Source organism: Pseudomonas sp. NPDC090208 (assembly GCF_044746785.1).
Taxonomy (GTDB): domain Bacteria; phylum Pseudomonadota; class Gammaproteobacteria; order Pseudomonadales; family Pseudomonadaceae; genus Aquipseudomonas.
Map to the genome: position 1 here is coordinate 42,659 of NZ_JBIVCU010000012.1, position 23,095 is coordinate 65,753.

At 61.6% G+C, this 23,095-nt stretch carries 23 protein-coding genes; 12 read left to right on the forward strand and 11 right to left on the reverse strand.

The window, feature by feature from the left end; all coding sequences use genetic code 11:
• The first annotated feature begins 46 nt into the window (after positions 1-46).
• The 9 genes from ACIPL0_RS19850 to ACIPL0_RS19890 all read left to right on the forward strand — a co-directional run bounded on the left by ACIPL0_RS19850 (position 47) and on the right by ACIPL0_RS19890 (position 11,354).
• Positions 47-1,132 carry a 3-deoxy-7-phosphoheptulonate synthase gene (locus ACIPL0_RS19850; protein WP_400598831.1) on the forward strand — a complete coding sequence of 362 codons (1,086 nt, stop codon included), beginning with the start codon at positions 47-49 and terminating at the stop codon, positions 1,130-1,132.
• A gap of 105 nt (positions 1,133-1,237) precedes the next feature.
• Positions 1,238-1,519 (forward strand): peptidylprolyl isomerase, encoded by a 282-nt coding sequence (locus tag ACIPL0_RS19855; RefSeq protein ID WP_400598829.1) that lies wholly within the window; start codon positions 1,238-1,240, stop codon positions 1,517-1,519.
• Between the two features lie 321 nt (positions 1,520-1,840).
• Positions 1,841-3,709 (forward strand): extracellular solute-binding protein, encoded by a 1,869-nt coding sequence (locus tag ACIPL0_RS19860; protein ID WP_400598827.1) that lies wholly within the window; start codon positions 1,841-1,843, stop codon positions 3,707-3,709.
• Entirely contained in the window at positions 3,709-4,773 is a 1,065-nt protein-coding gene (locus ACIPL0_RS19865; protein ID WP_400598826.1) for a microcin C ABC transporter permease YejB, read from the forward strand. The genes ACIPL0_RS19860 and ACIPL0_RS19865 overlap by 1 nt, the downstream gene beginning before the upstream one ends.
• Entirely contained in the window at positions 4,773-5,795 is a 1,023-nt protein-coding gene (locus ACIPL0_RS19870) for an ABC transporter permease (protein ID WP_400598824.1), read from the forward strand. The genes ACIPL0_RS19865 and ACIPL0_RS19870 overlap by 1 nt, the downstream gene beginning before the upstream one ends.
• 1 nt (position 5,796) lies before the next feature.
• Positions 5,797-7,380: an ABC transporter ATP-binding protein gene (locus tag ACIPL0_RS19875; protein ID WP_400598822.1), complete on the forward strand. Its 1,584-nt coding sequence runs from the start codon at positions 5,797-5,799 to the stop codon at positions 7,378-7,380.
• 61 nt (positions 7,381-7,441) lie between these two features.
• Entirely contained in the window at positions 7,442-8,854 is a 1,413-nt protein-coding gene (locus ACIPL0_RS19880) for a sigma-54 interaction domain-containing protein (RefSeq protein WP_400598820.1), read from the forward strand.
• A gap of 327 nt (positions 8,855-9,181) precedes the next feature.
• Positions 9,182-10,573 carry a GntP family permease gene (locus ACIPL0_RS19885; protein ID WP_400598818.1) on the forward strand — a complete coding sequence of 464 codons (1,392 nt, stop codon included), beginning with the start codon at positions 9,182-9,184 and terminating at the stop codon, positions 10,571-10,573.
• A gap of 10 nt (positions 10,574-10,583) precedes the next feature.
• Positions 10,584-11,354, forward strand: coding sequence for a 3-hydroxybutyrate dehydrogenase (locus ACIPL0_RS19890; protein WP_400598816.1), 771 nt, complete (start codon positions 10,584-10,586; stop codon positions 11,352-11,354).
• 176 nt (positions 11,355-11,530) lie between these two features.
• Here ACIPL0_RS19890 and ACIPL0_RS19895 read toward each other — a convergent pair whose 3' ends face one another.
• A complete protein-coding gene (locus tag ACIPL0_RS19895; RefSeq protein ID WP_400598815.1) occupies positions 11,531-12,706 on the reverse strand; it encodes a PilT/PilU family type 4a pilus ATPase in 1,176 nt (391 codons plus the stop codon).
• A 188-nt stretch (positions 12,707-12,894) separates the two neighbouring features.
• Here ACIPL0_RS19895 and ACIPL0_RS19900 point away from each other — a divergent pair, with 188 nt between their 5' ends.
• Positions 12,895-13,170 (forward strand): peptidylprolyl isomerase, encoded by a 276-nt coding sequence (locus tag ACIPL0_RS19900; protein WP_400598813.1) that lies wholly within the window; start codon positions 12,895-12,897, stop codon positions 13,168-13,170.
• A 152-nt stretch (positions 13,171-13,322) separates the two neighbouring features.
• Here the strand turns inward: ACIPL0_RS19900 and ACIPL0_RS19905 are convergent, their stop codons facing one another.
• The 8 genes from ACIPL0_RS19905 to ACIPL0_RS19940 form a co-directional block, all read right to left on the reverse strand.
• Positions 13,323-14,264, reverse strand: coding sequence for a sugar kinase (locus ACIPL0_RS19905; RefSeq protein ID WP_400598811.1), 942 nt, complete (start codon positions 14,262-14,264; stop codon positions 13,323-13,325).
• A gap of 11 nt (positions 14,265-14,275) precedes the next feature.
• Positions 14,276-15,481, reverse strand: coding sequence for an amino acid deaminase (locus ACIPL0_RS19910; protein WP_400598809.1), 1,206 nt, complete (start codon positions 15,479-15,481; stop codon positions 14,276-14,278).
• Between the two features lie 43 nt (positions 15,482-15,524).
• Complete coding sequence (locus ACIPL0_RS19915) at positions 15,525-16,289, reverse strand: IclR family transcriptional regulator (RefSeq protein WP_400598807.1); 765 nt, start codon at positions 16,287-16,289, stop codon at positions 15,525-15,527.
• Positions 16,290-16,499: 210 nt separating this feature from the next.
• Entirely contained in the window at positions 16,500-16,889 is a 390-nt protein-coding gene (locus tag ACIPL0_RS19920) for a RidA family protein (RefSeq protein ID WP_400598805.1), read from the reverse strand.
• A 22-nt stretch (positions 16,890-16,911) separates the two neighbouring features.
• Positions 16,912-17,703, reverse strand: coding sequence for an amino acid ABC transporter ATP-binding protein (locus tag ACIPL0_RS19925; RefSeq protein WP_400598803.1), 792 nt, complete (start codon positions 17,701-17,703; stop codon positions 16,912-16,914).
• Positions 17,700-18,362 (reverse strand): amino acid ABC transporter permease, encoded by a 663-nt coding sequence (locus tag ACIPL0_RS19930; RefSeq protein WP_400598801.1) that lies wholly within the window; start codon positions 18,360-18,362, stop codon positions 17,700-17,702. The genes ACIPL0_RS19925 and ACIPL0_RS19930 overlap by 4 nt, the downstream gene beginning before the upstream one ends.
• 11 nt (positions 18,363-18,373) lie before the next feature.
• Positions 18,374-19,036, reverse strand: coding sequence for an amino acid ABC transporter permease (locus ACIPL0_RS19935; RefSeq protein WP_400598799.1), 663 nt, complete (start codon positions 19,034-19,036; stop codon positions 18,374-18,376).
• A gap of 90 nt (positions 19,037-19,126) precedes the next feature.
• Complete coding sequence (locus ACIPL0_RS19940; RefSeq protein WP_400598797.1) at positions 19,127-19,975, reverse strand: transporter substrate-binding domain-containing protein; 849 nt, start codon at positions 19,973-19,975, stop codon at positions 19,127-19,129.
• Between the two features lie 354 nt (positions 19,976-20,329).
• On the opposite strand from ACIPL0_RS19940, the gene ACIPL0_RS19945 reads away from it, so the two are divergent.
• On the forward strand, positions 20,330-20,611 hold the full coding sequence (locus ACIPL0_RS19945) for a hypothetical protein (protein ID WP_400598795.1): 282 nt from the start codon (positions 20,330-20,332) through the stop codon (positions 20,609-20,611).
• A gap of 222 nt (positions 20,612-20,833) precedes the next feature.
• Positions 20,834-21,202: an NUDIX hydrolase gene (locus ACIPL0_RS19950; RefSeq protein ID WP_400598792.1), complete on the forward strand. Its 369-nt coding sequence runs from the start codon at positions 20,834-20,836 to the stop codon at positions 21,200-21,202.
• Positions 21,203-21,223: 21 nt separating this feature from the next.
• On the opposite strand, the gene accC is transcribed toward ACIPL0_RS19950, so the two are convergent.
• Positions 21,224-22,600 (reverse strand): acetyl-CoA carboxylase biotin carboxylase subunit, encoded by a 1,377-nt coding sequence (gene accC / locus ACIPL0_RS19955; protein ID WP_400598790.1) that lies wholly within the window; start codon positions 22,598-22,600, stop codon positions 21,224-21,226.
• On the reverse strand, positions 22,597-23,028 hold the full coding sequence (gene accB / locus ACIPL0_RS19960; protein WP_400598788.1) for an acetyl-CoA carboxylase biotin carboxyl carrier protein: 432 nt from the start codon (positions 23,026-23,028) through the stop codon (positions 22,597-22,599). Before accB ends, accC begins: the two co-directional genes overlap by 4 nt.
• Positions 23,029-23,095 lie beyond the last annotated feature (67 nt).

Genomic DNA, 23,095 nt, shown 5'->3' on the forward strand with positions numbered 1-23,095 from the left:
AATAGGTCCGCGCGGGACAATGCCCGCCGACCAGGAAGCCCCCACCATGAATTCGTCCGTTGCCAGCAAGAAACTGTCCGACCTGCCGTCCAGCCCTGTGACCCTGATCGACAGCCACCCCGCTCCAAACCGCCTGCCCAGCACCCTGGCGCTGAAAAACCAGTTGCCGCTGGACGCCTCACTGACCGCACAGGTCGCGGCCCATCGCCAATCGGTGCGCGCCATCCTCAACGGTGAAGACTCCCGCCTGCTGGTGGTCGTCGGCCCCTGCTCCATTCACGATCCGCAATCGGCGCTCGAATACGCCGCGCGCCTGGCCGAACTGGCCACCGATGTCAGCGACCAGATGCTGCTGGTGATGCGTGCCTACGTCGAAAAACCGCGCACCACCGTCGGCTGGAAAGGCCTGGCTTATGACCCGCACCTGGACGGCAGCGATGACATGCTCGGCGGCCTCACGCTGTCGCGCCAGTTGATGCGCGAGATGGTCCGCCTGGGCCTGCCGATTGCCACCGAGCTGTTGCAGCCGATGGCCGCCGGTTACTTCGATGACCTGCTGAGCTGGGTTGCGATTGGCGCACGCACCACCGAATCGCAGATTCACCGTGAGATGGCCAGCGGCCTCGGCATGCCGGTCGGCTTCAAGAACGGCACCGATGGCGGCGTCTCGGTCGCCTGTGACGCCATTCGCGCCGCCGCCCACGCCCATCGGCATTTCGGCGTCGACGCCCACGGCCACCCGGCAATCATCGAAACCCGTGGCAACCCGGACGCGCACATCGTCCTGCGTGGCGGCCACAGCGGTCCGAACTACGATGCGCAGAGCGTGGCGCGGGTCAATGCAAGCCTGGACAAGAATCGCATCGCGGCACGGATCATGGTCGATTGCAGCCACGCCAACAGCGGCAAGGACCCACTGCGCCAGCCACAGGTCTTCAATGACGTGCTGCAGCAACGCCTGGCCGGCGACAACACGCTGATCGGCATGATGCTGGAAAGCCACCTGTTCGAGGGTTGCCAGCCATTGAGCGAGTCGCTGCGCTACGGCGTTTCCATCACCGACGGCTGCCTGGGCTGGGACGGCACCGAACGATTGCTGCGCGAAGCCGTGGACAAGCTGCGCTATCGTTGAGTGTGTTGGACCGGTCGGTCTGAACCTTCTGCAGATTGGAACTTTCTCGGGAAAAGCCTCCCTTAATCCGGTAGGCTCTCCCTTTTTTTGACAGGAGTACTCCCCATGGCTCGAGCGACTGCCCGCCATATCCTTGTTTCCAGCGAAGAGAAATGCAACGAGCTCAAAGCCCAGATCGAAGCCGGTGCAGACTTCGCAGAAGTTGCCAAAGCCAATTCGAGCTGCCCTTCCAGCCGTCAGGGCGGTGACCTGGGCTCGTTCGGTCCTGGCCAGATGGTCAAGGAATTCGACACCGTGGTGTTCAGCGCCCCGGTCAACGTGGTGCAAGGTCCGGTGAAAACCCAGTTCGGTTACCACCTGCTGGAAGTGACCAGTCGTCAGGACTGATTCAGCCGCTGTTGCGAACGGCCCGCCCTTAAAAGCGGGCCGTTTTTATTTGGCGCGCAGGAAAACGTTGCTGTATCGATTCCGGCAAAGAAATTGCTTCGTTTTTCCCGCCGGGATCGATGCAGGCGGCTCATGGCACGCTCGTCCCGAAACTGCCGTCGGATCGCCACGATTCATACTCATTGCACGGTTACAAAGATCCCGGCATTACGGTACCTTGCCACCGGAGGTAACGAATAAAAACCACAGGGCTGGCCGCAATCGCCTGCTCATGACCTTCAACCCTGATGCTGCATGGCAACGTCAGTCAGGATTCGTGTAATGCGTTTTGTTTTTTCATCGCTGATGCTTGCAACACTGGTCCTTGCCTCGGGTTTTCAGTCCCTGTCCGCCGCCCCTCAACACGCCTTGACCGTTTACGGAGAAGCCCCGCGCTATCCGGCGAACTTCCAGCATTTCGATTACGTGAACCCGGACGCCCCAAAAGGCGGCAGCATGCGCCGCTCCGCACAGGAAATCGGCCAGTTCGACCACATCATGCCGTACATCGACAAAGGCACCGGCGTGTCTCAAGTCAACGGCCTGCTCTACGCGCCGCTGGCGGTCAAATCGCTGGATGAGCCCTACACCGTCTACGGCCTGATCGCGGAAAAAATGGAGCGCGCCGCCGACGGCATGTCGCTGCGTTTCTATCTGAACCCCAAGGCGCGCTTTTCCGACGACACGCCGATCACCGCCAACGACGTGCGTTACACCTACAACCTGCTGATGACCCAGGGCAGCCTGTCGTACCGCACCGAATTCCAGGACGTCGAGAACGTTGTCGTCGAGTCTCCGACGCAGGTCCGCTTCGACTTCAAGAGCAATGAAAGCCGCACCCTGCCGCTGGACCTGGCCTCGCTGCCGGTCTTCCCGGAGCACTGGTGGAAGGACCACGACTTCGCCAACGGCGGCGGTTTCGACATCCCGGTGGGCAGCGGTCCATACCGCATCGGCAAGGTTGATCCGGGCCGCAGCATCACCTTCGAACGCAATGCGGACTGGTGGGCGCGGGACCTGCCGGTCAATCGCGGCATGTACAACTTCGATCATTTCAGCGTCGAGTACTTCGGCGATACCGACGTGGCCCGCCAGGTCCTGCGCGGCGGTGGTTATGACTACAACCGCGAGTACTCGGCCACCGGCTATTCCATCGGCTACGACGGCGACGCCCTGCACGAAGGCCGCCTGCAACGCGCGCATCTGGCCAAGGGCTCGGTGCAAAGCTCTCAGGGCTTCGTATTCAACCTCGACCGCCCGAAATTCCAGGATCGCCGCGTGCGTCAGGCGCTGGCGATGCTGTGGGACTTCGAGTGGACCAACAAGCAGATGATGCGCAACGTCTACATCCGCCAGAACAGCTACTTCTCCAACAGTGATCTGGCGGCCACCGAACTGCCGACCGAGTCTGAATTGCAGATTCTCGAACCGCTACGCGGTGCGGTGCCGCCGGAAGTTTTCACCACGGTTTTCCATACACCGAAGACCGACGGCACCGGTTTCATCCGCGACAAGCAGCTGCAAGCGCTGGCGTTGCTGGAAGAGGCCGGCTGGATGCCCCAGGGCGACAAGCTGGTCAACGCGGCCGGAGAACCGCTGAGCTTCACCTTCCTCAACGGCCAGAGCGGCTTTGAAAAGATCCTGCTGCCCTACAAGCGCAACCTGGCGCAGATCGGCATCGATTTCGAAATCCGCCGCATCGACTCGGCGCAGTACCTCAACCGGGTCATGGCGCGGGACTACGACATGATCGTCACCGGCTACGGCGTGTCGACTTCGCCGGGCATGGAGCTGTACAACAACTTCGGCTCGAAAGTGGCGAAGGACTCCGGCTCCAGCAACTACATGGTGCTGCGCGATCCGGCCATCGACACCCTGATCAACGGTCTGGCCAAGGCCGACAGCAAGCCGGTGATGATCGATTACGCGCACGCCCTCGACCGCGTACTGCAATGGGGCTACTACTGGATCCCCAACTATTACCCTCCGGGCTCGTCAACGGTCTGGTGGAACCGCTTCGGCATTCCAAAAGTGCAGGCCAGCAATAGCGAAGCCATCGATACCTGGTGGGAGATCAGCCCGCAAGCCCTGACCAACGAGCAGTTCGCCCAACAACGCGGTGCCTCGGCCATCCCTTCGGAGGTGAAGTAATGCTCGGTTATTTCATGAGGCGCCTGCTGCTGATCATTCCGACGCTGCTGTGCATCCTGCTGGTCAATTTCTTCATCGTCCAGGCTGCGCCCGGCGGTCCGGTGGAACAGGCCATCGCCAAGCTGCAGGGCGTGGCCGGCGGCACCATCGGCGCAGGCCACACAGAAACCATGAACGTCGGCCAGTCCCGCGCCAGCCGGGGTCTGGACCCCAAGCTGATCAAGGAAATCGAGCACCAGTACGGTTTCGACAAGCCGCTGCATGAGCGCCTGTGGCTGATGTTGAAGAACTACGCGCGACTGGATTTCGGTAACAGCTTCTTCCGCGGCGCCAAGGTCACCGATCTGATCCTGCAAAAGATGCCGGTGTCGGTGTCCCTCGGTTTATGGGCGACGCTGATCACCTATCTGGTGTCGATTCCGCTGGGGATCCGCAAGGCGGTCAAACACGGCAGCCATTTCGACATCTGGAGCAGCACCGCGATCATCATCGGCTACGCCATGCCGGCGTTTCTGTTCGCCATGCTGCTGGTGGTGGTTTTTGCCGGCGGCACGTCACTGAACTGGTTTCCGGTGCGCGGTCTGGTCTCGGAGAACTTCGACCAGTTGACCACCGTGGGCAAGATCGCCGACTACTTCTGGCACCTGGTGCTGCCGGTGGCTTCGCTGGTGATCGGCGGTTTCGCCACGTTGACCATTCTGACCAAGAACTCCTTCCTCAATGAGGTCACCCGGCAGTACGTGGTCACCGCGCGGGCCAAGGGTCTCAGTGAACGGCGCGTGCTCTACGGCCATGTGTTCCGCAACGCCATGCTGCTGGTCGTGGCGGGCATTCCCCAGGCGTTCATCGCCGTGTTCTTCGCCGGTTCGCTGATGATCGAGGTGATCTTCTCCCTCGATGGCATCGGTCGCATGAGTTACGAGGCCGCCGTCTCGCGGGATTACCCGGTGGTGTTCGGTTCGCTGTTCATCTTTACCCTGTTCGGGTTGCTGATAAAGCTGGTGGGCGACATCTGCTACACCCTGGTCGACCCACGAATAGATTTCACCGCGAGGAATGCCTGATGCGCAGACTGTCTCCGGTCGCTCGCCGGCGTTTCGAGCGTTTCCGCAATAACCGCCGTGGCTGGTGGTCACTGTGGCTGTTCTGCGGCCTGTTCATCATCAGCCTGTGCGGCGAACTGATCGCCAACGACAAACCGCTGGTGCTCAGTTACCAACACCAGTTGTACTTTCCTGCCTTCAAACGCTACACCGAGCAGGAGTTCGGCGGGCAGCTGCCGTTCCAGCCCGACTACCGCAGCGATTACGTGCGCCAACTGATCAGCAAGGGCGATGGCTGGATGCTGTTTCCACCGATTCCGTTCAGTGACGACACACCCAACTATGACCTGAACAAGCCGGCGCCGAGCGCGCCCTCCTCGGTCAACTGGCTGGGCACCGACGATCAGGCCCGCGACGTGCTGGCGCGGGTGATTTTCGGCTCGCGGGTGTCGATCCTGTTCGCCCTGGTGCTGACCGTCATCAGTGCGCTGATCGGCATCGCCGCCGGTGCGCTGCAAGGCTATTACGGCGGCTGGGTCGATCTGGTCGGTCAGCGCCTGCAAGAGGTCTGGTCAGGGCTGCCGGTGCTGTACCTGCTGATCATCCTGTCCGGTTTCGTCGAGCCGAATTTCTGGTGGTTGCTGGGGATCATGGCGCTGTTTTCATGGCTGGCGCTGGTCGACGTGGTGCGCGCCGAGTTCCTGCGCGGGCGCAACCTGGAATACGTCAAGGCCGCGCGAGCCCTGGGGCTGGATGACCGCAAGGTGATCATGCGGCATATTCTGCCCAACGCCATGAACGCGACCTTGAGCTACCTGCCGTTCATTCTGACCGGGGCGATCTCCACCCTCACCGCGCTGGACTTCCTCGGCTTCGGCATGCCGGCCGGCAGCGCTTCGCTGGGCGAGCTGATCGGCCAGGGCAAGCAGAACCTGCAAGCGCCGTGGCTGGGTTTCACCGCATTTTTCACCCTGGCGCTGATTCTGTCGTTGCTGGTGTTCATTGGCGAGGCGTTACGTGACGCTTTCGATCCGAGGTCCTGACATGTCTGAAAACCTGATTGAAATCCGTGACCTGTCGGTGTCCTTCAACGGCAACACGGTGGTCAAGAACCTCAGCCTCGACATTCCCGCCGGTCAATGCCTGGCGCTGGTCGGGGAGTCGGGTTCCGGCAAGTCGGTGACCGCGCATTCGATCCTGCAACTGCTGCCCCAGGCCGGCACGGTCAGCACCGGCAGCATTCGCTATCGCGGCCAGGAGTTGCTGGGGGCCGACGGCAAGCTGATGCGGCAGATCCGCGGCAACCAGATCGCGATGATCTTCCAGGAGCCGATGACGTCGCTGAACCCGCTGCACACGGTGGCCAAGCAGATCGGCGAGACCTTGCTGCTACACAAGGGCCTGAGCGGCAAGGCGGCGCAGGCGCGCATCCTTGAACTGCTGGAACTGGTCGGCATTCAACAGCCGAAAAAGCGCCTGAAGGCCTACCCCCATGAGCTGTCCGGCGGCCAGCGCCAACGGGTGATGATCGCCATGGCCCTGGCCTGCGAGCCGGAACTGCTGATCGCCGACGAGCCGACCACCGCGCTGGACGTCACCGTGCAGCGCAAGATCCTCTTGCTGCTCAAACAACTGCAGCAACGGCTGAACATGTCGCTGCTGCTGATCAGCCACGACCTCAATCTGGTACACAGCATCGCCCAGCGGGTCTGCGTGATGCGTGCCGGCGAAATCGTCGAGCAGTCGAACTGCCACAGCCTGTTCAAGGACCCGCAGCACCCTTACAGCCGGCTGCTGCTGGACGCCGAACCGGCGGGCGAGCCGCTGCCACGGGACACCCGTGAAAAGGTCCTGGAAGTGGAAAACCTGCGGGTCTGGTTCTCCCTCGGCGGCGGTATTTTCAACCGCCACATGGAGTACCTGAAGGCGGTCGACGATATCAGCCTGAGCATCGAGCGCGGCAAGACCCTGGGCATCGTCGGTGAATCCGGCTCGGGCAAATCGACACTTGGTCAGGCAATCCTGCGCTTGCTCGAATCGCGTGGCAGTATCCGCTTCAAGGGTCACGCGCTGGACCGCCTCGACCAGAAACAGATGCGCCCCTGGCGCAAGCAGATGCAGGTGGTGTTTCAGGACCCTTACGGCAGTCTGAGCCCGCGCATGTCGGTGCAGCAGATCATCAGCGAGGGGCTGGAAGTCCACAGCGAGCTGGACAAGGTCTGTTGCGAGCGCGAGGTGATCCGGGCTCTGGAGGAAGTCGGCATCGATCCATTGAGCCGGCACCGTTATCCCCATGAATTTTCCGGCGGCCAGCGTCAGCGCATCGCGATTGCCCGTGCGCTGGTGCTCAAGCCGGCACTGATCCTGCTCGACGAACCGACCTCGGCACTGGACCGGACGGTGCAGAAACAGGTGGTGTCGCTGCTGCGCCAGTTGCAGGAAAAGCACGGTCTGACCTATCTGTTCATCAGTCACGACCTGGCGGTGGTTCGCGCCCTCGCCCACGATCTGATCGTGGTCAAGGACGGCAAGGTGGTCGAACGCGGCGCCAGCCATGATGTATTCGATGCGCCGCAGCACCCTTACACCAAGGAGTTGTTGGCGGCAGCGCATCCGGGCTTCAACTGAAACGGTTTAAAACCAGCAGTCTGTGCGGCCAGATGCCGGTGACGGATTTACGGAACAGTGCATGAAAGACAGTGAAAGCCTGAAGGATTACCGGCGTGTGAGACGGCTGGCGATCCGTTCGCTGTTCGAGATCATCGAACAGTCCAGCGAAGGGACCGTCATCGTCGACAAGGATGCCCGGATCGTCTGGATCAACGAGCGCTACGCCAGACGCTTCGGCCTGGAAGACCCCAGCCGCGCCGTGGGTCAGCCTTGCGAAAGCGTGATTCCCGGCAGCCTGCTGCGCCAGGTTGCAAGCAACGGCCAGCCGATCCTGCTGGACATGATGGACACCGCCAAGGACCCGCTGGTGGTCATGCGACTGCCGATCCACGATGACGGCGGCGGCGTGATCGGCGCCATCGGTTTTGCCCTGTTCGACGAGTTGCACGCGCTGTCGCCGCTGCTCAAGCGTTATCTGAGCATGCAGCAGGAACTGGCCTCGACCCGTTCGCTGCTGCGCGCGCGTCAGGCCAAGTACAGCTTTGCCCACTTCATCGGCACCAGTGCTGCCAGTCTGGAGGTCAAGCGCCGCGCCCGACGCAGCGCCAATACCGACTCGCCGGTGCTGCTGCAAGGCGAGACCGGCACCGGCAAGGAGCTGCTGGCTCACGCCATTCACAACACCTCGCCACGGGCACACAAGCCCTTCGTCAGCATCAACAGTGCGGCGATTCCGGAAACGCTGCTGGAAGCCGAGTTCTTCGGCACCGCGCCGGGCGCGTTCACTGGCGCCGACCGTCGCGGCCGTCAAGGCAAGTTGTATCTGGCCGAAGGCGGCACGCTATTTCTCGACGAAATCGGCGACATGCCGCTGGCCCTGCAAAGCAAGCTGCTGCGGGTGTTGCAGGAGAAGGAATACGAGCCGGTCGGCTCCAATCAAATGATCAAGAGCGACGTGCGCCTGATCGCCGCAACCTCCACCGATTTGCAGGCAGCCATCAAGCGTGGCGAGTTTCGTGCCGATCTGTATTACCGCCTCAACGTGCTGCCGATTGAAGTGCCACCGTTGCGTGAACGGCTGGACGACTTGCCGGCGCTGACCGAAACCATCCTCGAAGAACTGCGCAGCCAGCACGAACTGAGTGCGTCGGCCTTGGCCACTCTCAGCGAGCATGCCTGGCCCGGCAATATCCGCGAATTGCGTAACGTACTGGAGCGCGCAGCGTTGCTCAGTGACGATTTGCACTTGGGTGCCGAGGAAATCCGCGCCGCCATCGGCACGCTGGTGCCGCTGATCAAGCCACCCGCGCCACCTCCCCCTGTCAGCGACGAGACCTACGTCGAGGCCCGTCAGCGGTTCGACCGCGAATTGATCCAGGCCAAACTGGCGCAATGCCGCGGCAACGTGATCCTCGCCGCCCGTCAGTTGGGGCTGGGGCGTTCGACGCTGTACAAGAAGATGGCGGCGTTGGGGATCGTTGAGTCTCAATAAAGAGATGAGCTGTCTACATATCAGGACGCTGCCCCTGTAGGAGCTGGCTTGCCCTGCGACCGGCTGCGAAGCAGTCGTAAAATCAGCACATGCGGTTTATCTGACACGGCCAGTGCGCGTGGTTTTACGACGACTTCGTCGCCGGTCGCAGGGCAAGCCAGCTCCTACAAGGGGTGTGCGTCTCGATTTAGAGACGTGTATTTCCCAAGAAACTCGCGAAAAATACAAATATCTTTATATATCAATCACTTAGCGTAATGGCACGAATGTAGCTATACCTGTTGGCGGTTTGTCCGCACCGAAAACAAAAACAACAGGAGACACTCGATGAGTGTGATCATCGCCTTGGCAGCCCTCGTGCTGTTGATGTTGGCTGCGTACCGAGGTTACAGCGTTATCCTCTTTGCCCCCATCGCCGCTCTCGGTGCGGTGCTGTTGACCGATCCGTCTGCCGTGGCGCCGGCCTTTACCGGCGTGTTCATGGACAAGATGGTCGGTTTCGTCAAACTCTACTTCCCGGTGTTTCTGCTGGGTGCGGTGTTCGGCAAGCTGATCGAGCTGTCGGGTTTTTCCCGCTCGATCGTCGCTGCAGCCATCAAGCTGCTTGGCACTCGCCAGGCGATGCTGGTGATCGTATTGGTCTGCGCCCTGCTCACCTATGGCGGCGTGTCGCTGTTCGTGGTGGTGTTTGCGGTCTATCCGTTCGCCGCCGAGATGTTCCGGCAGAGCAACATTCCCAAGCGGCTGATCCCGGCGACCATCGCCCTGGGCGCGTTTTCCTTCACCATGGACGCCCTGCCCGGCACCCCGCAGATCCAGAACATCATCCCCTCGACCTTCTTCAACACCACCGCCTGGGCGGCGCCGTGGCTGGGGCTGATCGGCACCGCCTTCGTGTTCTGCGCCGGCATGCTGTTTCTCCAGCGCCAGCGCAACAGAGCGCAGCGCGCCGGCGAAGGCTACGGCACCGAGTTACGCAACGAGCCGGAAACCGCTGCCGACATCAAACTGCCCAACCCGTGGATAGCCCTGGCGCCGCTGCTGCTGGTCGGCGTGATGAACCTGCTGTTCACCCAGTGGATTCCCCAGTGGTACGGCAAGACCCACACCCTGGCGCTACCGGGCATGGCCACGCCAGTGCAGACCGACATCGCCAAGATCACCGCGATCTGGGCGGTGGAAGCGGCGCTGCTGGTGGGCATCGTTTTCGTGCTGCTGTTCGCCTTCGGCACGGTCAAGTCGAAACTGGCCGAAGGCAGCAAAGGCGCGGTGTCCGGCGCCCTGCTGGCGGCGATGAACACGGCGTCGGAATATGGTTTCGGCGCCGTGATTGCCTCGTTGCCGGGCTTTCTGGTGCTGGCCGACGGCCTCAAGGCCATCCCCAATCCGCTGGTCAATGAAGCGATCACCGTGACCTTGTTGGCCGGCATCACCGGTTCGGCCTCCGGCGGCATGAGCATCGCCCTGGCGGCGATGTCCGACAGTTTCATCGCGGCGGCCCATGCCGCGAACATTCCGCTGGAAGTCCTGCACCGGGTCGCGGCCATGGCCAGCGGCGGCATGGACACCTTGCCGCACAACGGCGCGGTCATCACCCTGCTGGCGGTGACCGGCCTGACCCACCGCGAGGCGTACAAGGACATTTTCGGCATCACCCTGATCAAGACCGTGGCGGTGTTCGTGGTGATCGCCACTTTCTATGCAACCGGCATCGTATGAGGAACCCCACATGAGTCTGCAAGGCAAAACCGCACTGGTCACCGGCTCCACCAGCGGCATCGGGTTGGGCATCGCCCTGACCCTGGCCAAGGCCGGCGCCAATCTGGTGCTCAACGGCTTTGGCGATGCCTCGGCCGTGATCGAACAGGTCAAGCAATACGGCGGCAAGGTCGGCCATCATCCGGCGGACGTCAGTGACGTGGCACAGATCGCCGACATGATCGCCTACGCCGAGCGCGAGTTTGGCGGCGTCGACATTCTGGTCAACAACGCCGGCATCCAGCATGTCGATGCGGTGGAAGACTTCCCGGTGGAGAGTTGGGACAAGATCATCGCCATCAACCTGTCTTCGGTGTTCCACAGCACCCGCCTGTGCCTGCCGGGCATGCGCGCCAAGGGCTGGGGGCGGATCGTCAACATCGCCTCGGTCCACGGCCTGGTCGGCTCCACCGGCAAGGCGGCCTATGTCGCGGCGAAACACGGGGTGATCGGCCTGACCAAAGTGGTCGGCCTGGAAACCGCCACCAGTAACGTCACCTGCAACGCGATTTGCCCGGGCTGGGTGCTGACGCCGCTGGTGCAGAAACAGATCGATGACCGTGGCGCGGAATCCGGCGATATCGAACAGGCCAAGCATGACCTGCTGGCCGAGAAACAGCCGTCGCTGGAGTTCGTCACGCCGTCGCAGCTGGGTGAGTTGACCTTGTTCCTGTGCAGCGAGGCGGGGGCGCAGGTGCGGGGTGCGGCGTGGAATATCGATGGTGGGTGGTTGGCGCGCTAGTTAGCGGGCCAACATTCCTGTCAAACACACCCATTTCATTGATGAAATGGGGACTCACTGTGGGAGCGAATTCATTCGCAATGGGTATTTCGGCAGACACATATTCGTTGTGCGGAACGCCGTATCGCGAATGAATTCGCTCCCACAGGGGCATGCCTCACAGCAAAGCGCAAACGTTAGAACCGCGGGGTTCCCGGCTCGTCACGCTCGTCGACCAGCCCCCAATCCTTCATGTCCACCTGCGTGGCCGGCTGCGGCGCCGGCGGCGGTGTGGTGATGACGGCCGGGCCGCCTTCGTCGTGGAGTTTCAGGCGCAGGCGCAGGTTGTTCATCGAGTCGGCGTTTTTCAGCGCTTCTTCTTCGCTGATCGCGCCTTCGATCACCAGGTCGTACAGCGCGTTGTCGAAGGTCTGCATGCCCAGGTTGGTGGACTTCTCCATGATGCCCTTGAGCTCGTTGAGCTCGCCGCGCAGGATCAGGTCGCGGATGGTCGAGGTGCCCAGCATCACTTCCACCGCCGCCCGGCGCTTGCCATCGACCGTCTTGACCAGCCGTTGCGAAATGAACGCCTTGAGGTTGTTGCCCAGGTCATGCAGCAACTGCGCCCGGCGGTCTTCCGGGAAGAAATTGATGATGCGGTCAAGCGCCTGGTTGGCGTTGTTGGCGTGCAGGGTGGAAATCGCCAGGTGCCCGGTGTCGGCAAACGCCAGCGCATGCTCCATGGTTTCCCGGTCACGAATCTCGCCGATCAGAATCACGTCCGGCGCCTGACGCAGGGTGTTTTTCAGGGCCGCCTGAAAGCTGCGGGTATCGACCCCCACTTCGCGCTGGTTGATGATCGAACGCTTGTGTTTGTGGATGAACTCCACCGGGTCTTCAATGGTGATGATATGGCCGCTGGCGTGGCGGTTGCGGTGGTCGATCAATGCCGCCAGCGAGGTCGACTTGCCCGAACCGGTGGCCCCGACGAACAGCACCAGACCGTGCTTCTGCATGACCACATCGAGCAGCACCGGCGGCAGGTTCAAGTCCTCGAAGCGGGGAATGTCGAGTTTGATATTGCGCGCCACGATGGACACTTCGTTGCGCTGCTTGAAAACGTTGATCCGGAAGCGACCGATGCCCGACAGCGAGATCGCCAGGTTCATCTCCAGCTCGCGCTCGAATTCCTGACGCTGCTCGTCATCCATGATGTTGTCGGCGATCTGCGCGACATCACCGGGCTTGAGCGATTCAGTGCCCAGCGGCTTGAGCACGCCGTTGAACTTGGCGCACGGAGGCGCGCCGGTGGAGAGATAAAGGTCCGATCCGTCCTGGGTGGCAAGCACCTTCAACAACGCCGGGAAATCCATAAGTCACACCGCACATAAAGGTTTTAGAAGACTGCAGGTCAGCCTTGTCTGCTGACCATCGACCTGTACCAACGTTCGGCTCTGAATAGTCAGGTATAGCGACGTTTGTCCGATCAGGCGAAGGAAATTACCTGAAATCGCGCCGCAAAGGCATAATGCGCGGCTTTTTATCGAGGCCTTTTATCATCATGAAAGCCCAAGCCCGTCACATTCTGGTGAAGACCGCCGAACAGGCCGAGCAACTCAAGCAGCGCATCGCCAAGGGCGAGGCGTTCGACGTGCTGGCCAAGAAGTATTCCACCTGCCCGTCCGGCAAGCGCGGCGGCGACCTGGGCGAGGTGCGCCCGGGGCAGATGGTGCCGGTGATCGACCAGATCATCTTCAAAAAGCCCCTGCGCACAGTACACGGGCCGGTGAAAAGCAAGTTCGGCTATCACCTGGTGCAGGTGTTTTTCAGGGATTGACCCCGCCGTCAGGCACCTTGTGGGAGCGGGCTTGCCCGCGAACAAAGCGTCCGAACGACATCAATGTGTCGGGTGGACGGCCCTCTTCGCGAGCAAGCTCGCTCCCACAAAGTTTCAAGCCATGGTCGGAAATGGCGTTCCGTCCATGTAAATCACGCGGGCATCGCACCACGCGGAATCAACGCCCCCGGATGCTGGATCACCAGGCTCGCCAGACGATGCCCGGCTTCGGCCGCTTCCTGCGGGTTGCCTGCGCGCAAGCGTTTGGCCAGATAGCCGGCGCTGAACGAATCACCCGCCGCCGTGGTGTCGATGACCTTCTGCACTGCGTGTGCGGCGACCTCGTAACGACGGTTGTCGGCACGCACCAGACAGCTTTGCGCGCCGCGCTTGATCACCACTTCCTTGACGCCCATGTCGCGATAGGCGGCCATGATCTGCTCGCTGTCGGTGTAGCCGAACAGCGCCTGCTCGTCGTCCTCGGTCAGCAGCGCCACGTCCACTTCATGCATCACCGCGCGATAGGCCTGACGGGCCTGATCGACGCTGCGCCACAGACGCGGCCGGTAGTTGTTGTCGAACACCACGCAGGCGCCACGATCACGGGCGTCGCCCAGTGTCGAGAGCAACCGCGCCCGGCCGACTTCACCGAGCACCGCCAGGGTGATGCCGCTGAAATACAGCACGTCATATTGCACCAGCGCTTCCAGCACCGGGTCGGCGCCCGGCGTGGTGAAGCACTCGCGCACCGCCGCTTCGTTGCGCCAGTACAGAAAGCGCCGCTCGCCGTTGGCGTCGGTCTGGATGCAGTACAAGCCCGGCAAACGTCCGGGCAGACGCTGGACCAGATCCAGGCCGATGCCCTCATCCGACCAGATCTTGCACATGGCATCGCTGAAGCTGTCATCGCCCAGCGCGGTGACGTAATCCACCTGCGCTGCCGGCCCCAGCAGACGGGACAGATAAACCGCAGTGTTCAGGGTGTCGCCGCCGAAGCTCTGCTTCAACGTGCCGTCGGCATGTTGCTGCAACTCGATCATGCATTCGCCGATCAAGGCCACACGCGGGTGCAGGTGACTCACCAGTTCGCTCATCGCAGTCCCCGTCAGAAGCAGGTGTCGAAGGTTTCAATGACGGTCAGGTCATCGCCGACCAGGCAGCCGGTGCGCCATTTGTCGAACGTCAAGCATGGGTGCGAGGTGCCAAAGGAAATGATGTCACCGATCTTCAGCTCGCAGCCCGGCGCCACGGTCATGAACGCGTGCTGGTCCATCACCGCCGTCACTTTGCAGGCGCTGACATCGTCACCCAACGCTGGCAGCACGCCGGCCTTGTAGCGTTTGATCGGGTTGGGCATGCCGGCATCGAACGCTACGTCGCGCTTGCCCAGAGCGATCACGGCAAAGCCCGGCTCCGGCATCGACTGCACGTGGGCCCAGATTTCCATGGCCGGTTGCAGGCCTTCGCTCAAATCGCTGCGGCGATCGAGCACGCAGCACTGCGCTTCTTTATAAATGCCGTGGTCATGCACCACGTAGCTGCCCGGACGCAACACGGCGAGGAAGCGCTCGCGTACCTGCTGCTTGTCGAACTCTTCGGCGATCAGGTCGTACCAGGCCGAACCCGAGGCGGTGACAATCGGCCGGTCCAGGGCGAACGCGCCCTTGTCCTGCAGGGTCACGGCCAGACGCACCAGCGAAGCGGCAAAAGCGCGGATGCCACTGATGGCCTTGTCGCCATGGATCACGCCTTCGTAGCCTTCGATGCCGGTCAGTTTCAGCGCCGGCTGCGCCGCGATGGCCTCGGCCAGGGCCATGACTTCTTCTTCACTGCGGCAGCCGCAACGTCCGCCGACCACGCCGTATTCGATCATGACGTTGAGGTGCAGGCCCTTTTCGGCGAAGAACTCGCCCAGCGCCTTGACGTTGTCCGGGTGGTCGACCATGCAGTGAAAGTCGAACATCGAGTCGCCGAGCATTTCGGCGATGATCGCCATGTTCGGTGCGCCGACCAGTTGGTTGGCCATCAGCACGCGGCGCACACCGTGGGCATAGGCGGCGCGGGTCTGGGTGGCGGTGGCCAGGGTCATGCCCCAGGCACCGTGCTGCAACTGACGCTGGAACAGCGCCGGGACCATGCTGGTCTTGCCGTGGGGCGCCAGTTCCGCGCCGCTGTCGCTGACGAATTTCTGCATCCAGCGCAGGTTGTGCTCCAGCGCCTTGTCGTGGATGACCAGCGCCGGCAGGCTGACGTCGCGCACCAGTTGATCGCCCGGTTGGGCAGCGCCTTTTTCGATTGCAGCAATGTTCATGGGTGTTCTCCAGAATTCTTGTTCGAACGGATGACCATCCGTGTTATTCGGCGACCCGCCGGGCCAGGCCGTTGGCGCTGTCGATCAGCACCTTGCGGTAGTGCTCGTAATGGGTCTTGGCATCGGCCCGTGGCGCGACGATGCACAGGGTGGCAATGCAGATGCCCTGCTTGTCACGCACCGGCGCGGCGAAACAGTGGGTGAAGGTGTCGGCGATGCTGTTGAAGGAAAAAAAGCCTTCGTCGTGGGCCTTGCGGATCTCGCCGATAAAGGTCTCCAGCGGCAGGCGCTCGCCGTCCGGCAGGATGAAATCGTCAGGGTCGATCAGGTCGATGATCTGTTGATCGGTGAGATGGCCGAGCAGCAGGCGCCCGGACGCCGTCCACGGGATCGGCGCGTCTTCGCCGATGTCCGAGGAAATACGGAAATGCCGCGCGCCTTCCTTCATCAGCGCGACCGTGTATTTGCGCCCGTTGAGCAGGCACATCTGCGCGGTTTCGCGGGTCTGCTCGACGATTTCGCCCAGGCTGACTTCGGCTTCGCGGGTGAAGTCGAAATGCCGCAGGTGGGCCTGGCCGAGGAAATACAATTGGCGCCCCAGATAGACGTGACCGTCCTTGCCGACGTTTTCCAGGATGCGCCGCTCCAACAGGGAGGCGACCAACTCATAGACCGTCGATTTCGGGCTGCCGATGCCGCTGGCGATTTCGTTCGGCCGCAGCGGCGTGCCCGTCTCCTTGAGGTAATCAAGAATATCGAACGCCCGATCCAGACCACGGGCCCGGCGCTTGATGGTGTCTTCGGTCATCGTTGTGCTTTCCATTGAGCGGTGTGTCTTTGTGAAGAAGGCTGGCAGTGTACAGACTCTTTCTGTAGGAGCTGGCTTGTCCTGCGACCGGCGACAGCGTCGTCGTAAAACCTGACAACTATGCGTGTCTGACACGCCGCGTTTACAGGTTTTACGACTGCTGCGCAGCCGGTCGCGGGACAAGCCGCGCTCCTACAGGTGATCGCAGCGTTACGCCTTTTTCTTGTACGCGATGCAGTCGATCTCGACCTTGCAGTCGACCATCATCGCCGCCTGTACGCAGGCGCGGGCCGGTGCGTGTTCGGGTTTGAAGTATTCGCCGAAGACCTTGTTGAAGCTCCAGAAATCGCGCGGGTCGTCCAGCCACACGCCGACGCGAACGACGTCTTCCAGGCTGTAACCGGCTTCGTCGAGGATGGCGATCAGGTTCTGCATGGTCTTGTGGGTCTGCTCGACGATGCCACCGTTGATGATTTCACCGTTTTCCGCCGGGACCTGGCCGGACACGTGCAGCCAGCCATCGGCTTCGACGGCGCGGGCGAACGGGCGTGGCTGACCGCCACCTGCTGTGCTGCCAGCGCCGTAACGAGTGATGCTCATGAAATATCTCCTGTGTTGAGCGTTAAAAACGGATGTTCTTGAGGAATTCGCTCAAGCGCGCCGATTTCGGCTGCTCGAACAATGTCTTGGGCGGGCCCTGCTCTTCGATGCGGCCCTGGTTCATGAACACGATCTGGTCCGACACTTCGTAAGCGAAGCGCATTTCGTGGGTGACCAGCAACATGGTCATGCCCTCTTCGGCCAGGCCCTTGATCACGCTGAGGACTTCGCCCACCAGCTCGGGGTCCAGCGCCGAGGTCACTTCGTCGAACAGCATCAGGCTCGGGTTCATGGCGATGGCGCGGGCAATCGCCACACGCTGCTGCTGACCGCCGGACAACTGACCCGGATAGTGATTGCGTCGCTCCAGCAGACCGACTCGTTCCAGCCACTTTTCCGCCAGGGCAACGGCCTGATCCTTGGGCAGTTTTTTCACCTTGAGCAGGCCCAGGGTGACGTTCTGCAACGCGGTCAGGTGCGGAAACAGGTTGAACTGCTGGAAGGCCATGCCGGTCATGGCGCGATGGCGGGCAATGACTTTTTCCGCATGGCGCACACGCTTGCCGTTGACGTCGCTGTAGCCGATGTCCTGGCCTTCCAGGCGGATATGCCCGCCCTGGAATTCTTCCAGCAGGTTGACGCAACGCAGCAGCGTGGTCTTGCCCGAGCCGCTGGAGCCGATCAGGGTCACCACGTTGCCCTTGTTCATCTTCAGATCGACGCCCTTGAGCACTTCGACCGGGCCGTAGGATTTGTGCAGCCCTTCGATGCTCAGCAGAGCCGGGGCGGCGTTTGCGGTTTGAATCTGAGTCATGGCAAGGCCACCCGTTTTTCGATTTGCCGGCCGAGAATCTCGATGCCGTAGTTGATGATGAAAAAGAGGAATCCGGCGAACAGGTAAAACTGCAGGGTCATGAAATTGCGCGCGATGATCTGCTGGGTGCTGAGCAGCAGTTCGGCCACGCCGATCACCGACAGCAGGGTCGAGGCCTTGACGATCTCGGTCGACGAGTTGACCCAGGTCGGCAGGATCTGCCGCAGCGCCTGGGGCAGCAGCACGTAGCTCAGTGACTGGCCGAAGGTCAGGCCTATCGCCTTGCCCGCTTCCAGTTGCCCGCGCGGGATGGCTTGCAGCGAGCCGCGTACGATTTCCGCGACGTGGGAGCCGCAGAACAGCGTCAGACCCAAAGCGCCGGCCTTGAACGCAGTGATCTGCCAGCCCAGTGCCGGCGCCATATAGAAGCAGGCCAGCACCAGCACGAAGACCGGTGTGCCGCGTATCAGGTCGACGTAAGCGCGAAACGGCAGGCGCGCCCACCATTTGCCGTAGGTCAGGATCAACCCGGCAAACAGGCCGATCACGGTGCCGCAGACAATCGCCAGCCCCGCGCACTGCACGCTGGTGACGAAGCCGGACCACAGCGCCTCACGGGCGATCCACAACTCTTGCAGCCAGGTCGGTTGCTCGTACATATCCGGCCTCCTTAGCGGCGAATCGCCAGACGCTGTTCGAGGTAACGCAACAGCATGGCGATGAGGTAACAGGCCGCGACATACAACGCCGTGGTCACCAGCCAGGTTTCGATCACCCGGTAGCTTTCGACGTTGATCTTGCGCGCGTAATAGGTCAGTTCCGGCACAGCGATGGCGGCTGCCAGCGAGGTGTCCTTGAACAGCGAAATGAAGTTGTTCGACAGCGCCGGCAACACGTTGCGCAGCATCACCGGGACGATGATGTAGGCGCGCACCTGCCACTCGCCCAGACCGATCGCCAGCCCCGCTTCACGCTGGCCCTTGTGGATGCTCAACAAGCCGGCACGGAATACTTCGGTCAGGTACGCCCCTGCGTACAGCGACAGGGTGACGATGAACGAGGGAATCTTGTCCATGCGGATGCCCAGGCTTGGCAGGGCGAAATAGATCAACAGGATCAGCACCAGAATCGGCGTGTTGCGGACCACCGTCACGTAGACCGAGGCGATCACCCGCAAGGCGCGGTATCTGGACAGCATCGCGAAGGCCGCCATCAGGCCGATCACACAGCCGATGGCGATGGAGACCAGGGCCAGCTCAAGGCCGAGCCCCAGTCCCGCCAGCAGACTGGGGAAATCCCGCCAGACTGCTGCAAAGTTCAACTGATAATTCATGGTCAGCAGTACCTGAGACGGGAAGGCGCAACGGCCCTCCCTGCCCCGTCAAGGCTCATCATCGTGAAAACGTCGCGAGCGCAGTAGCTTTCACTTGTATTCCATTGGGAAGCCGATGGCGGGTGTCGGAAGCTCCACGCCGAACCACTTCTTGAAGGATTCCGCATAGGTCGGGAATTCCACGCCCGTCATCGCTTCATGCAGCGCGGTGTTGACGAAGTTCAGCCAGTCCTGATCGCCACGTTTGACGGCGCAGGCGTAGGTCTGAGGGCTCCAGGCAAAGGCTGGGGTACGGTAACGGCCAGGGTTCTGCACCATCAGGTACTTGACCGAAGACTGGTCGGTGGCGGCGGCATCGGCACGGCCGGAGTTGATCGCCTGATACATCAGGTCAACGCTGTCGTACTGATCGACCTTGGCCTTGGGCAGCGCCTGATGCACCAGCTCTTCGGCGTAGACGTTCTGCAGCACGGCCACGGTGACGCCCTCGCCGGCCGCTTTCAGGTCGTCGATTTCCTTGTACTTGCTGTTGTTCGGCAGCAGCAGCGCCACGCCTTCGCGGTAGTACGGCAGGGTGAACGCCACCTGCTGGGCACGGCTGGCGGTCACGGTGATGAACTGGCAGCTCATGTCGACCTTGTCGGTCAGCAGGTTGGGAATTCGTGCATCGGAGGACTGCACCACGAACTCGACCTTGTTCGGATCATTGAACAGGCCCTTGGCGACGATGCGGGCGATGTCGATATCGAAGCCCTGCAGCTTGCCGTCGGCACCCTGGAAGTGCCAGGGCGCGTTGGTGCTGCCGGTGCCGACCACCAGATGACCGCGCTGCAGGACAGCGTCGAGTTTGCTGTCCGCTGCCTGAGCAACGGAAGCCAACGTGGCCGTGGCCGCCAGAACGAACGCACAAGCTTTCAGAAAAGAAGGTCCGCGATGCATGAGAGAAACTCCGCCGATTTTTTGGTTTTTTTTCCGCTATAACGGAAGTAGGTTTGTAACAACGGAATGAACAGCAGAAAGTGTGCCACAGAAACGGCTGAACACAAGCCTTGAGAAAAAGCTCGCAATATCAATGGGCTAGCAATGATGAGCAGGTAAGGCGATAAAACGTCGCAGCAGATGGCGCTACGGAAGACCACAGGCGCTGTGTAACCGGGCCCCAGTGTTGGGCGCGCTGCGCCACAATCGGGCAGGCGAAATGGGCTGGCGATCACCGTTGGTCATGCCGAGGGCACATTGGCATCGCGATAGCTGCCTAACAGGAGTAACGCTCACGCTCACAGGAGGTACGTCATGCGCGTCCACACGTTGTCGAGCTTGTTACTGGCCGGGTGGCTGGGCCTGGTTCCTTTCGCGTCGCTGGCAGAAGACACCACCGCCCCCGCAGCATCGGCCCTGCCGCCCGGCGTCAACCCGGCCTCGCCGGCTGGCGGCAACGGCGGAGATGCCGACGGGCTGGAGAAAAAGTCCGCCACCCCCGCTCCGCCGGGCTCGGTCAAGAAATCGTCAGCGGCAGAAACCGACAAGAAATCCCCCACCGGCAAACAGAGAAAACCCGTGCATAAGAAGCAGTGATCCGAGTAGGTACGGCCCGTGCGCAGATGAACTTTATGTGACTGCGCACCGAGCACCATCCACCTGCTCTAAGCTGAAACCAGCATCCTGAAAAATGGAATAAAAACGAAGGAACGTTGGCACCGTAAATGCTTCATAGCTTTATATGAAGTTTTTGTGACAAGCCTGTGACTACATACAGTGATCAGGCTTCTCACAGGTTGTACGGTGGAGGGACAGCACATGAAAGAACGAGCCACAGTGATTTGCCGGCGGGACAACCAGATCCTGTACGTGCGCAAACCCAAGGCCAAATGGACCCTGCCCGGCGGCAAGGTCGAAGCCAACGAATCCCCTGCCCAGGCTGCACTGCGTGAACTGCGCGAAGAAACCGGCCTGATACTCGGCGACCTCACCTACGTGACCCGTTTCGAAGGCGAGACCGTGCTGCACCACGTCTTCGAAGTGTCGGTCACCCTCTCGGCGACCCCGGCGCCGCAGAACGAAATCGCTGACTGCAAGTGGTTCACCGCCAAACAGCTGGGTGACGTGAAGATCAACACGTCAGCCAAGTCCATCGTCAAGGCGTTCCTCAGCGATCCGAGCCGCTGATCTCATTGCCAGACTGGCGGCTCAGGACTTCTGCACCGCCAGTTTGTGTTCCAGATAGTGGATGTTGACGCCGCCTTTGCAGAAGCCTTCATCGCGGGTCAGATCACGGTGCAGCGGGATGTTGGTCTTGATCCCGTCGACCACGATTTCGTCCAGGGCGTTACGCATGCGGGCCATGGCCTCGTCGCGGTCCTTGCCCCAGGTGATCAGCTTGCCGATCAGCGAGTCGTAGTTCGGCGGTACCGCATAGCCACTGTACAGGTGCGAATCGACGCGAACGCCGTTGCCGCCTGGGGCGTGGAAATGCTTGACCTTGCCCGGGCTCGGCATGAAGGTGCGCGGATCTTCAGCGTTGATCCGGCACTCCAGTGCGTGGCCGTGAATCTGCACGTCATCCTGGGTGTACGACAGCTTGTTGCCAGCGGCGATGCTGAGCATCTCCTTGACGATGTCGATGCCGGTGACCATTTCCGATACCGGGTGTTCGACCTGTACGCGGGTGTTCATTTCGATGAAATAGAACGCGCCGTTTTCGTACAGGAATTCGAACGTACCGGCACCGCGGTAACCGATGTCGACGCACGCCTTGACGCAGCGAGCCAGCACTTCCGCGCGGGCCTTCTCGTCGATGCCCGGTGCCGGCGCTTCTTCCAGCACCTTCTGGTGGCGGCGTTGCAGCGAGCAGTCACGGTCGCCCAGGTGAATCGCGTTGCCCTGGCCGTCGGACAGCACCTGAACTTCCACGTGACGCGGGTTGGTCAGGAACTTTTCCAGATAGACCATCGGGTTGCCGAAGGCTGCGCCGGCTTCCGAACGGGTCAGTTTGGCCGAGGCGATCAGATCCTCTTCCTTGTGCACCACGCGCATGCCGCGACCACCACCGCCACCGGCGGCCTTGATGATCACCGGGTAACCGACCTGACGGCCGATACGCAGCGCTTCTTCTTCGTCTTCCGGCAGCGGGCCGTCGGAACCGGGAACGGTCGGTACGCCGGCCTTGATCATCGCGTCCTTGGCCGACACCTTGTCGCCCATCAGGCGGATGGTGTCAGCGTTCGGGCCGATGAAGGCGAAACCGGATTTCTCGACCTGCTCGGCGAAGTCGGCGTTTTCGGCCAGGAAGCCGTAGCCGGGGTGAATCGCCGTGGCGCCGGTGACTTCGGCGGCGGCAATGATCGCCGGGATGTGCAGGTAGGACTGGGCAGCCGATGCCGGGCCGATGCAGACGGATTCGTCGGCCAGACCCAGGTGCATCAGTTCGTTGTCGGCCTTGGAGTAAACGGCGACGGTTTTGATGCCTTGTTCCTTGCAGGCACGCAGAATCCGCAGAGCAATTTCACCGCGGTTGGCGATCAGCACTTTTTCCAGCTTGGCCACTGAGGGGTCTCCTGTGTTCATGCGAGGGTGAACAGCGGCTGGTCATATTCGACCGGCTGGCCGTCCTCGACCATGATCGCCTGCACAACACCGCTGCACGGCGCCTCGACGTTGTTCATCATCTTCATGGCTTCGACGATGCACAGCACATCGCCCTTGTTCACCTGTTGGCCGATTTCGACAAACACCGCCGCCTCGGCCGACTCGCGCCGGTAGAACACGCCAACCATGGGCGCCGTCACCACCTGCCCTGGCAAATCTTCACTGACAACAGACGCAACAGAGACGGCCTCGCGTACCTCGGCCGTTGCCATGGCCGCCGAGCGCTGCACCTTGTCCGCCAGCTCTCGCTGCAAGCGCAGCCGCGTATTGCCTTCGGTCAAGTCCAGTGCCGACAGACTGGACGTCTCGATCAGCGCCACCAACTCTTTAACTTTTGCAATATCCATAACCACTGCCTGCTTTATTCAAGACAAACGATATCCCGCCTCGGAAAACTTCCCGAAGACAACGCAC